The organism is Ensifer aridi (assembly GCF_002078505.1).
Classification (GTDB): domain Bacteria; phylum Pseudomonadota; class Alphaproteobacteria; order Rhizobiales; family Rhizobiaceae; genus Sinorhizobium; species Sinorhizobium aridi.
The window spans coordinates 150,346-160,811 of sequence record NZ_LUAV01000022.1; the positions used below are offsets into that span (position 1 = coordinate 150,346).

General features: G+C 59.6%; 7 protein-coding genes and 1 pseudogene. 5 read left to right on the plus strand and 3 right to left on the minus strand.

Translation table 11 applies throughout. The features are described 5' to 3' along the window. Positions 1-73 precede the first annotated feature (73 nt). The 5 genes from AYK65_RS19740 (at position 74) to AYK65_RS19760 (ending at position 5,466) form a co-directional block, all read left to right on the plus strand. Positions 74-631: a hypothetical protein gene (locus AYK65_RS19740; protein WP_081159835.1), complete on the plus strand. Its 558-nt coding sequence runs from the start codon at positions 74-76 to the stop codon at positions 629-631. Positions 632-924: 293 nt separating this feature from the next. Next, complete coding sequence (locus AYK65_RS19745; RefSeq protein WP_051440570.1) at positions 925-1,545, plus strand: glycoside hydrolase family 108 protein; 621 nt, start codon at positions 925-927, stop codon at positions 1,543-1,545. Positions 1,546-1,570: 25 nt separating this feature from the next. Next, the gene (locus AYK65_RS19750) at positions 1,571-2,509 is read left to right on the plus strand and encodes a hypothetical protein (RefSeq protein WP_081159836.1); all 939 of its coding nucleotides are present in this window, start codon (positions 1,571-1,573) and stop codon (positions 2,507-2,509) included. Positions 2,510-2,518: 9 nt separating this feature from the next. After that, positions 2,519-4,174, plus strand: coding sequence for a S1 family peptidase (locus tag AYK65_RS19755; RefSeq protein WP_081159839.1), 1,656 nt, complete (start codon positions 2,519-2,521; stop codon positions 4,172-4,174). A gap of 272 nt (positions 4,175-4,446) precedes the next feature. Continuing rightward, positions 4,447-5,466: an IS110 family RNA-guided transposase gene (locus AYK65_RS19760; protein ID WP_081159841.1), complete on the plus strand. Its 1,020-nt coding sequence runs from the start codon at positions 4,447-4,449 to the stop codon at positions 5,464-5,466. 478 nt (positions 5,467-5,944) lie between these two features. Here AYK65_RS19760 and AYK65_RS19765 read toward each other — a convergent pair. From AYK65_RS19765 to AYK65_RS19780, 3 genes and pseudogenes are all read right to left on the minus strand, one after another. After that, positions 5,945-6,875, minus strand: a pseudogene (locus tag AYK65_RS19765) (IS110 family RNA-guided transposase). 454 nt (positions 6,876-7,329) lie between these two features. Further along, positions 7,330-9,504, minus strand: coding sequence for an anthranilate synthase (locus tag AYK65_RS19770; RefSeq protein WP_081159844.1), 2,175 nt, complete (start codon positions 9,502-9,504; stop codon positions 7,330-7,332). A 685-nt stretch (positions 9,505-10,189) separates the two neighbouring features. Beyond that, the coding region (locus tag AYK65_RS19780) for an aquaporin (protein ID WP_172402031.1) at positions 10,190-10,466 on the minus strand (277 nt) is incomplete at its 5' end.

Below are 10,466 nucleotides of genomic sequence, written 5' to 3' on the forward strand. Positions count from 1 at the left end.
TTGCTATCATTCGTGCACACTGCGGCGTTTGAATATTCGGTTGGTCTCGTGCAGATCCCGGATCGGAGCGGCGATGGCGGTTTCTATTCTTTTCACCGGCCATATGATTGACCAACCGGGCCGGCCGAAGGCGCGTTTTCCATCGGAGCTGGAGGCGGCGGCTGCAGCACGCATTGCTACAGCAATTGCACCGTACGCAACCATAGAGAAGGACCCTGTTATTGGGTTTGCAAGCTGCGCCCGGGGTGGGGACATACTTTTTCACGAACAATGCAGGGCCGTTAGAATCCCGACGACTATCGTGCTACCATACTCTCCAGAGCTTTTTGTCGAGACGTCGGTGAAGGGGATTCCCGGGACCGATTGGGAGCGACGCTTCTGGCATCTGTGGACCACGACATCCGAGGCGCAGCGTGAAACCATGAACCTACCTCGGTCGGACGAAGCATACAGCATCTGTAACGTTCGCCTCCTTGAGCGCGCCAAGGAGCATGGCGCAGTTCATTTGATCGCTCTATGGGACGGCCAGCGCGGCGATGGGCCGGGCGGGACGGCCGATCTCGTGGACCGTGTAGGCATTTCGAACAAGCCGGACATATTCACGCCGGCGGGTTTGGAGGCGGACGAATAGCACCTAAGAGACGGAGGAGGGGTGTCCTGATCCGGAATTCCAACCTCGTCTCGATCCGAGGGGCATTTGGTAGACAATCTGGCGTAGATTTGGAATTGTGAATTTTAGGAGGTCGGTGACTTCTGCAAGTATGCCCAGCCATTTGCAAGACCAACGTTTGCCTGCGGGGATGGCGTCTGGTCGGAAAAGCTGGCCTAGAAACTTGAAGGCGGCTGTAGCGGAGAATAACGGGGGCCAGCTGCCAATCGATTCCCGTCGGCGCGTTCCGGCATGGACTGGGGAGGAGGGTGTGTATGGCGAGGGAAAGTCTGCCAGATTCGATGCGCTTTATTATGAAGTGGGAGGGCGGCTTCGTTGACGATCCCGACGACCGAGGCGGTCGCACGAATAAGGGGATCACGCAGAAGGTCTATAATTCTTGGCGGAGCCGCATTGGCCAGCCTTCGCGCGACGTCAAGCAGATCGACGATGAGGAGGTCCGGGCCATCTACGATGGCAACTATTGGACTCCCGCGGGGTGTGATCTGCTGAGGCGTAGGCTTGACTTGGCGCAGTTCGATACAGCGGTGAACATGGGAACCGGCCGCGCAATTCGGATTATTCAAGAGGCTGTTGGCACGCGGATTGATGGGCAGTTCGGACCCACGACGAAGCGCGCCTGCGATGTCTGTGATCTCGGTACGACGCTGATTCATTACACTCAAATACGGGAAGGTCTATACCGGAGATTTGCGCAGGCGCCAGGCCAATCTAAGTTCCTGAGGGGTTGGATGAACCGGTTGAACGATCTTCGCCGTGAGATCGGATTACCGGGTTTCGAACACATTCCGCAGGAACCAGACTTCGGGGATATGCCCTACATCGCTCGCATTCCTGATTTGCCGGAAGGCGCGCCGTTGGAACGCTGGGATTAGCGAAGGGGCCGAGGAGAGGGGACGCATGGCACACGTCACGATGATCCATGGCATCGGTCAGAAGCCCGAGGAGGCCGCGCTCCTGGGGGTCTGGCGACGCGCGTTGGCGGGTGGTCCACAGGAGAGTCGGATCGATTTAGGCGCGAAGGGCGTGAGCAGCTCTATGGTTTACTGGGCCGATGTGCTCTATCCGGCGCCCGATCCGAATGTCGCGGCTCACGAAAGTACAAATGAGCTGGAGACATTGAAGAGCGACGTCGGCCACATTGGGGACGCGATCACAGTGGATGGCGCGGAAGACCCCGTGTGGCTAGCCCGGCTGGCCGGACGGCTGCTTCTCGAAGATCCGGCACTGGACGAGCCAGAAAATTCGGTTGGTTCCGCCTCCCTTCTAGAGGAGCGCTTTCCTCTCCCTTGGGCGCTTAAGCAACGCTTCCTTGCTGCTTTTCTGCGCGACGTGCATCATTACCTTTTCAATGTGTCCTGGACACCCCGACCGGGTGAGACCTACCAGGTTCAGGGCGAGATTCGGCGGCGATTCGTTGAGAAGATCGCGGCTGGCGCCGAAAAGGGGCGGCCCCACGTGGTCGTCAGCCATAGCATGGGCACCGTGATCGCTTATGACTGCCTAATGCGGGTACCAGAGTGCCCTGCCATTGATGCCCTGGTGACACTCGGCAGTCCACTCGGCATTGATGAGGTTCAGGACAAGCTCACGCCAGAATGGACGCGGTCACATGGGTTCCCCAGCGAAAAGATTGAAGGCGACTGGGTAAACATCTTCGATCGCCTCGATGTTGTCGCCGCACTTGATCCGGAACTTGCTAACGATTTCCGCCGCGCAGGCCTTGATGTGGTCAGGGACCTCCATGAGCCTAATAACGGTCTGTGGCGCCACAGCCTGAGAAAGTATTTCGAGGGGCAACTGTTCAGGACGGAGCTCCGAAGACTGCTGAAAATATAGGGAACGCCGATGAAGTGCTCGGCAGAGGCAACGAAAATTCTCGTGGCGGCGGCGAGCCTCGAGGAAAATCAGGTTGAATCGGCATGTAACGCTTGGATCGAACGGTTGAGGGAAGGGAACAAGGTTCCGGAACCACAGATCGCTCGCCAAGTACTGGACGAACTTCGAAAACACCGGCACATGGGCGCGCTAAAGCGGCTTGCCGACAAACTATTGCGACTCGGATGTCGAGAGGACGTTGTCGATCGTCACTACTGCCAGGCCCTGATCGAGAGCGGCGAACTCATTGCTGCGATCGCGGTGCTTCAGGGCCTGGTCAGGAGAGTGACGCTTGGGGGGAGCGAGTGGGACGAAGCTCAGGGGCTGCTCGGTCGCGCTTACAAACAGATTTACATTGACGCCTGCGGCTCCAAATTGGGAATGGCAGAGGATGCGTTGAAGGCTGCAATTGCTGCCTATCGTCAGGTATTTGACCGTGACCCAACGCAGATCTGGCACGGGGTGAATCTGGTCGCCTTGTTGGCACGGGCTGAACGCGACGGTGTTGAGATTGCAGATTTCCCGCGGAAAGACAGCCTTATTGAAGGATTGCGTCGTGAAGTCGAGCAGCGCTGGTCGGCAGGCACACTTGAGGCGTGGGACTATGCGTCTGCCGCTGAACTGTCACTCGCGCGCGGGGATCTGGCTGCGGTGCAGCGATGGCTGCAGGAGTATCTGAGTGCGGCCGACGTTGACGCTTTCAAGATCGCCGGGACCCTGCGCCAGTTCACCGAGGTGTGGAGACTTCGGGCGGATGAGGGCGAAGCGGGGGCTGTGATAGCTGTTCTCAGAGCGGCATTGCTCCGAAACAGGTCCGGCACACTCAGCCTCACGCCACAGCAGGTCCAACGCACTGCCGAAGCGGACATGGTGTCCTTCGAAAAGATTCTCGGAAATACTGGAGTTCAGACGTACTGGTGGATGCGAGCGGCGATGAACCGGGCGCGTTCGGTTGCGCTGATCCGTCAGCCTGATGGGCGAGGCGTCGGGACCGGATTTCTGGTCCGCGGCCGCGACCTCCACGAACCGCTCGGCGACGAACTCTTCCTGCTCACCAATGCTCATGTGGTGAGCGATTCCCCAGAACAGAGGGGAGCGCTTCGAAGCGACAAGGCATCCGTAGCCTTCGAGGCAACGGCCGACTGGGACCGGACCGCGCGGCGACATCTGGTGCGTGAGATTGCATGGAACTCGCCACCTGAACTCCTGGACGCCAGTCTGCTGCGCTTTGTGGAACCGCTAGTCGGGATAGAGCCGTGTCCTGTGTCGGATTCGCTTCCGGTGACAGATGAGGATCAGCGGGTTTACGTGATCGGCCATCCACTTGGGGGCGAGCTCAGCTTCTCGCTTCAGGATAATCGACTGCTGGACCACGAAGGTCCGACCAGCGGCAAGCCGACAATCGCCGGCCGGGTTCTCTTGCATTACCGAGCTCCTACCGAACCGGGAAGTTCCGGTAGTCCGGTATTCTCAGCTGATTGGGACGTGATCGGTCTCCACCACGCGGGAGCGGACTTCATGCCAAAGTTGAACGGGAAGCAGGGGACCTACGCGGCCAACGAAGGAATATGGATTCGTTCGATCAAAGAGGCGATTGCGCGCAGCTTCATTGGTGGAAGTCACTGAGCCGACGGACGGAACGCTGATTGACTGTATTAGGTCGGCGATAGCCCCGAATGCGAGCGCTGATCGATAATCATCGGCCGTTGTTGCGTCATGAAATAGACGTCGGTGACGATATGTTCTCGTATTGTACTCAAAAGATGGTGTAACGGGCGGAACCCGGCCCGCCCGGTTTGAAGGGCCGGTGGTCGTCCCTCACAATGATGGTGTCGCGGAGTCAGGAGTGGCCTGCTCCATAGCAGCACGGAGAGACGACCAGGAAGCAGTATGCCGGCATCGACGTATCCCTGGAATACTCAAGTGTGTGCGTGGTGGATGCGGACGGCGGCATTGTGCGGGAAGCAAAGATCCTCAGCGAACCCGATGCGCTGATCGCCTGGTTCGGCGCGCACGGCGTGGCGATGGAGCGAATTGGTCTGGAGGCCGGTCCCTTGTCGCAGTGGCTCCATGCCGGGATGGCGAAAGCAGGTCTTTGCGTCGAGCTGATCGAGACGCGTCACGTGCGTGCAGCCTTTAAGACGATGCCGGTCAAGACCGACAAGAAGGACGCACGGGGCATTGCCCAGTTGATGCGGCTTGGCTGGTTCAGACCGGTCCCCTGCAAATCTCTTGCCGCCCAGGAGGTGCGGGCGCTGCTGACCGCCCGCAAGCTCATTCAGGGTAAGCTTCACGACATCGAGATGAGCATCCGCGGCATCCTGCGCGGTTTCGGTCTCAAGGTCGGGCCGACGACGCGGCGCACTTACGTGGGGCGCATCCGCGAGCTGGTTGCAGGCCATTCGACCTTGCAAGCGATCGCCGCTTCGCTGCTGAAGGTGCGCGACGCGCTTGTGCAGGAATTTGCAGGTTTTGAGCGCCAGCTGCGCGCCATCGCCCGCCAGGATAAGAACGCACAGCGGCTGATGACGACGCCAGGCGTTGGCGTCCTGGTGGCGCTGACGTTTGTCGCGGCCGTCGATGCGCCGGAGCGGTTCCGCTCCTCACGCGCGGTGGGGCCGCACTTCGGATTGACGCCGAAGAAATATCAATCGGGCGAGACCGATCATAGCGGTCGCATCTCGAAGATCGGCGATGGGAGCGTGCGCACCGCGCTCTACGAGGCGGCCAATGTCATCCTGACGCGACCGGTCAAAGGTTCCGATCTGAAGGGCTGGGCGTTGGCGGTCGCAAGACGTGCCGGTCCCAGAAAGGCGGGCGTCGCGCTGGCCCGCAAGCTGGCGGTGGTGTTGCATTGCCTGCTCAGGGACAGAACCAACTTCATTCCGCATAAGCGAGCGCCAGCCCTGGCGGCTTGATCGGAGGAGACGACAAGACGGGCTTTCGGACGGGCACAGCCATCAGCCCGCCGCAGCAAGGTCCCTTCGCCGGGACGATGGATGGGTTAGGCCGCTATGCGATCAGCAGCACGCGGTGACTGCGCCTCTAAAAGATTGGCCAACCGGTCCTCAGCAGACCCCATAGAGCAGCGGCAAAGCTCCCAACTGCGGACATATGTGGACGGCCCCCTCCTTGCAAGAACTCTTATGATGATTCTGATCGGATCGCTTGCGTTCATATGTCCGGCCTGTTGCTGCGCTCGCATATGAACGCTGGCCAAGATGGGTTCCGCGACATGGATTCCAAACAGAAGCTCGACTTCAAAAGCCACTGTCCGCAACGGAGTGTCCCGCGTCTCGGATCGATCGATCACACCATCTGCTCGTTTCCTGCAAGTTCACGCATCAGATCAACGTCGTAGCTTTGATTGCCAGCTTGCCGTGGTTGCCTGATCTCTTAAGCCGCGCTTGCCAACTTTGGCGGCTCAGCGCTTTGGCGATAGGTTGCGCCGGTCACCAGCATCTTCCAGGCAATCCGGGCGATCTTGTTGGCCAGCGCGATAGCCACGAGCTTAGGTGACTTGCGCTTGAGCAATCCGACAAGCCATGGTGAAGCGTTCCTTCCGCGTCCCGCTCGCAGGTGCTGCAACACCGCCGTCGCGCCCACAACCAGTGTTTTGCGCAATGCCTCATCTCCGGCCCTCGTAATGACACCAAGCCTGACCTTACCCGCAGTCGAATGGTCCCGGGGCGTCAGCCCCATCCAGGCGGCAAATTGTCTTCCCGACGCAAACAACTGCGGCGCCGGCGCTTTCATCACCAGTAGTACTGCGCCGATCGGCCCGACACCCGGGATTTTTGCAAGGCGACGGCAGTATTCGTTCTTTCGATACCATGCCATCAGTTTTGCCTCCACTTCCTTCCGGCGCTCTTCTAGCTGCACAAATTCGTCAGCGACAGATGCGAATAGATCGCGTGCCAGGGCTGGAATGGTTTCGTCAATCATGATCCGCTCAAGCAGTAGTGGGATATGAGACATGGCTTTACCGGCGGTCAGCCCAAACTCAGCCGCATAGCCGCGAATCGTGTTGGCAAGCTGCGTTTGTGCGGCAACAACGCGCTCGCGCATGCCGACTAGCATTAGCACGGCTTGCTGATCCGCCGATTTCACCGGAACGAACCGCATGGTCGGGCGGCTCATCGCCTCGCATAGTGCCTCCGCATCGGGCCCAGTGATGCGAAGCACCACAGGCTTCGATCGCAACCACAGTCGGCGGGCATTCTGTGAAAAAGCCCACCATTTCCTTACGGCGCAACTTCTTGCGCAGGATCGGTTGCTCAGCAGCGTTAACGCCATGCAATTGAAAGACATGTTTTGACGTATCCATGCCAATACGAATAAATCTCGTCCACGGACGGCTCCCTTTGCTTGAGTTCACAACGACTCACTCTGGCACATTTCGATGCCGTTCGGGGGCCGTCCACCCCAACAGAAGCAAGCACCCGGCGAGGAATTAAGCTCACAAGGGATTGACGCAACGCCCGTTACAGAAGATCGCATAATGTATCGACTGGAATGGTGGTTGCCGCGATTTCGGTGGCTCGGTTTAAAGGCGTGTTCGTTGGCAAGGATGCTGTACCGCGAGCAAGTTTGCATTCGTTGCTCGGCGTCAGGTCGAAATAGGAGAAGCCCTTCTGTGAGGGATAGCTAGTCGGGCAACGGCTGCTATTTAGTATCGAGAGAACCCCGGTCTTGCGGCCAAAATCTCCAAATCGTGCTGCCGACCACCACACAAAGTGAGGAAGCCCCTTTTTTCTGGTGCATGGGTCACTCGGCTTCGTCTACGCCCGCCGCGCCAAATGCGCCACCACGTTCTCGATCATCCGCATGCCGGCGTCGCCGCCGAGCGTCATGATCGATTCCGGATGGAACTGCACGGCCGCCACCGGCTCTTTCATGTGCTCGATGCCCATGATCGTTCCGTCTTCGCTTTCCGCCGTGATCATGAACTCACGCGGCAGACTGGAGGGATCGGCGAAGATCGAATGGTAGCGGCCGACCGTCACGTCCTTGCCGAGGCCGGAGAAGACGATGCCGGGCTCAAGCACGCGGATGCGCGACGGCTTGCCGTGCATCGGGATTGCGAGTTGACGCAAGTCGCCGCCATAGGCTTCGGCAAGCGCCTGCAGACCGAGGCAGACGCCGAAGATCGGAAGTTCGCGCGCCCGCGCCTTCTTGATCGTCGCCTTGCAGTCGAAATCCTTTGGGCTGCCGGGGCCGGGCGAAAGCACGACTAGGTCCGGCTTCACCCGATCGAAGAGTTCTTCGGCCACGGGCGTCCGCACAGTAGTGACCGTCGCGCCGGTCTGACGGAAATAGTTCGCCAACGTATGGACGAAGCTGTCCTCGTGATCGACGAGCAGGATATTGACCCCGGCGCCGACGGGCGCGACATCGCGCGCCGCCTTGGCGCTGTTGGCGGCTTTGGCATCGCGAATGGCTGCAAGCATGGCAGAGGCCTTCAATTCGGTTTCGGCTTCTTCTTCTTCGGGATTGGAATCATAGAGGAGGGTCGCGCCCGCCCTCACCTCGGCGATCCCGTCCTTGATGCGGATGGTGCGCAGCGTCAGTCCGGTGTTCATGTCACCGTTGAAGCCGACCATGCCGATCGCGCCGCCGTACCACGCGCGCGGGCTCTTCTCATGGTTCTCGATGAAGCGCATCGCCCAGAGCTTCGGCGCGCCGGTGACGGTGACTGCCCAAGCGTGGCTCAGGAATCCGTCGAAGGCGTCCATGTCGTCACGCAGCCGTCCCTCGATGTGATCGACCGTGTGGATCAGCCGCGAATACATTTCGATCTGCCGGCGGCCGATCACCTTCACCGAACCCGGCACGCAGACGCGGCTCTTGTCGTTGCGGTCGACGTCCGAGCACATGGTGAGTTCGGATTCGTCCTTCTTCGAGTTCAGAAGCTTCAGGATCTGCTCGCTGTCGGCGATCGGATCGTCACCGCGCTTGATCGTGCCGGAGATCGGGCACGTCTCGATGCGCCGACCAGACACGCGCACGAACATCTCCGGCGAGGCGCCGACCAGATATTCCTGATTTCCGAGATTGATGAAGAAGGAATAGGGCGACGGATTGGTTGCCTTTAAGCGCTTGGAAATATCGGACGGCTTGCTCTCGCAGCGCTCCATGAACTTCTGGCCGGGAACGACTTCGAAGAGATCGCCCTTGCGGAAGCTTTCCTTCGCCCTGACCACGAGCTCGGCATATTCACCGGGCCAATGATCGCTCTTCGGCGGAATGGCGTCCGTCTGGCGGAAGGGCTCGGCGGCGATCTCGCCCGACTTGCCTTCGGTGGAGACGCCGCCCTTGGCGAAATCGTAACGATCGACCCAGGCCTTGGCGGAGTAGTTGTCGACCACAAGGATTTCATCGGGCAGATAAAGCACCATGTCGCGCTGATCGGCGGGACGCTTGAGCTTCAGATCGATCGCCTCGAACTGGAAGGCGAGATCGTAGCCGAAGGCGCCGTAGAAGCCGATGCTGGCATCGGGCTGCGAGTAGAAGAGATCGGTCACTGCCCGCAGCACGGTAAAGACCGTCGGAGTCTTCGAACGTTCTTCCTCGGCAAAGACGCGATCCGGCGTCTTCACAGTCAGGTCGAGCCGGCGGGCCGTGGAAGCGCCAAGCACCAATTCGGAAACCGTCTTCAGCTTTTCCGCGATGAAACCGAGAATGACCTCGCCGCGCTCGTTGTAGGCCTCGATCCATACATCGCGACCGAAACAGGACAGACCGAGCGGCGGATCGACGATGGCGGTATCCCAGCGGGTGTAGCGGCCGGGATATTCGTAATTTGACGAGAAGACCGCGCCGCGGCGCTCATCGAGCTTGTCGATACAGGACGAAACCGCATCCGCATACGGCGTCGGCCGGCGCTGCCGGGTGACGGTGATCCCGCCCTTCGTCTCATAGATTTCCGCACCATCACCCCGAAGAATCGTTACCATTGTTCCTCGCTCCGATCAGTGGTTTCCAATCATTCAATACTGCTCATCAACAGTTCGGGTAGATGGTGTTCGACACCGTTCATGCCTCACACGCCGAAAACGCTCGCCACATCTGTTTTGGCCGGCGCAGCGTCCCCAGCTGATTGATCTTCGAAGCGACCACCGAGCCGATGCAGGGCCACGTTGACACTTTGTACCTCGAGGCGGTTCTGACCGTGTATTCGAGAGATGGCAATCGCTGCGGGCGGCATCTCATTCACGATGTCCTGGCACGCGGCTATCGGGGGCAGCTTGTCAAATCTTTACTGCTGCTCGCAAAGTGCTGACGCGCCGAAAGGCGGGTTGGCGTAATGCGGCGCCGACTGCGATCCCGTTCCCTCCCAATACGTGATCCGGCGAGCGCCACATCGCGCACCGATGTTTGCTGCGGCACGTTGCCCGCAACCACAAGCATGCTGACGATCAGGCGGGCTAGAAAGGTCGATGCCTTGAAACAGGGCTCGCCTTAGTTCGGCTTTGATGCGCTAGCTTTGGAACACTTCCGCTACAATCATCCTTTGACTGACGCCTCATCTTTTCGGCAGTCGTATTTGGGGGGCATGAACCCTACTCCAACAAATCGCATCGCCGCTTTTTCCGAAAGAAATGAAGGCCCGGTTAGCGACAAAAGTTTGCGGACAAGCCCCTAATTGGATTGAGCAGCGGCATGGTGGGCGGTGCCACCGCGCTTGCGTGGGCGGTGTGACAATCCACGGGCGAGGGCTCCACTCAACTGAAGGAGGCCCGCCGCAGCGCCGCCAAGCATGGGGGCGAGGATATAGAGCCAGAGTTGATCGACTGCGGCTTCTCCTACGAAGAGCGCCGGACCGAGAGAGCGGGCCGGGTTCACACAAGAACCGGAAACCGCGATGCCGGCAAGATGGATCGCGACCAGGGTAAAGCCGATCGCCAACCCGGCAAGC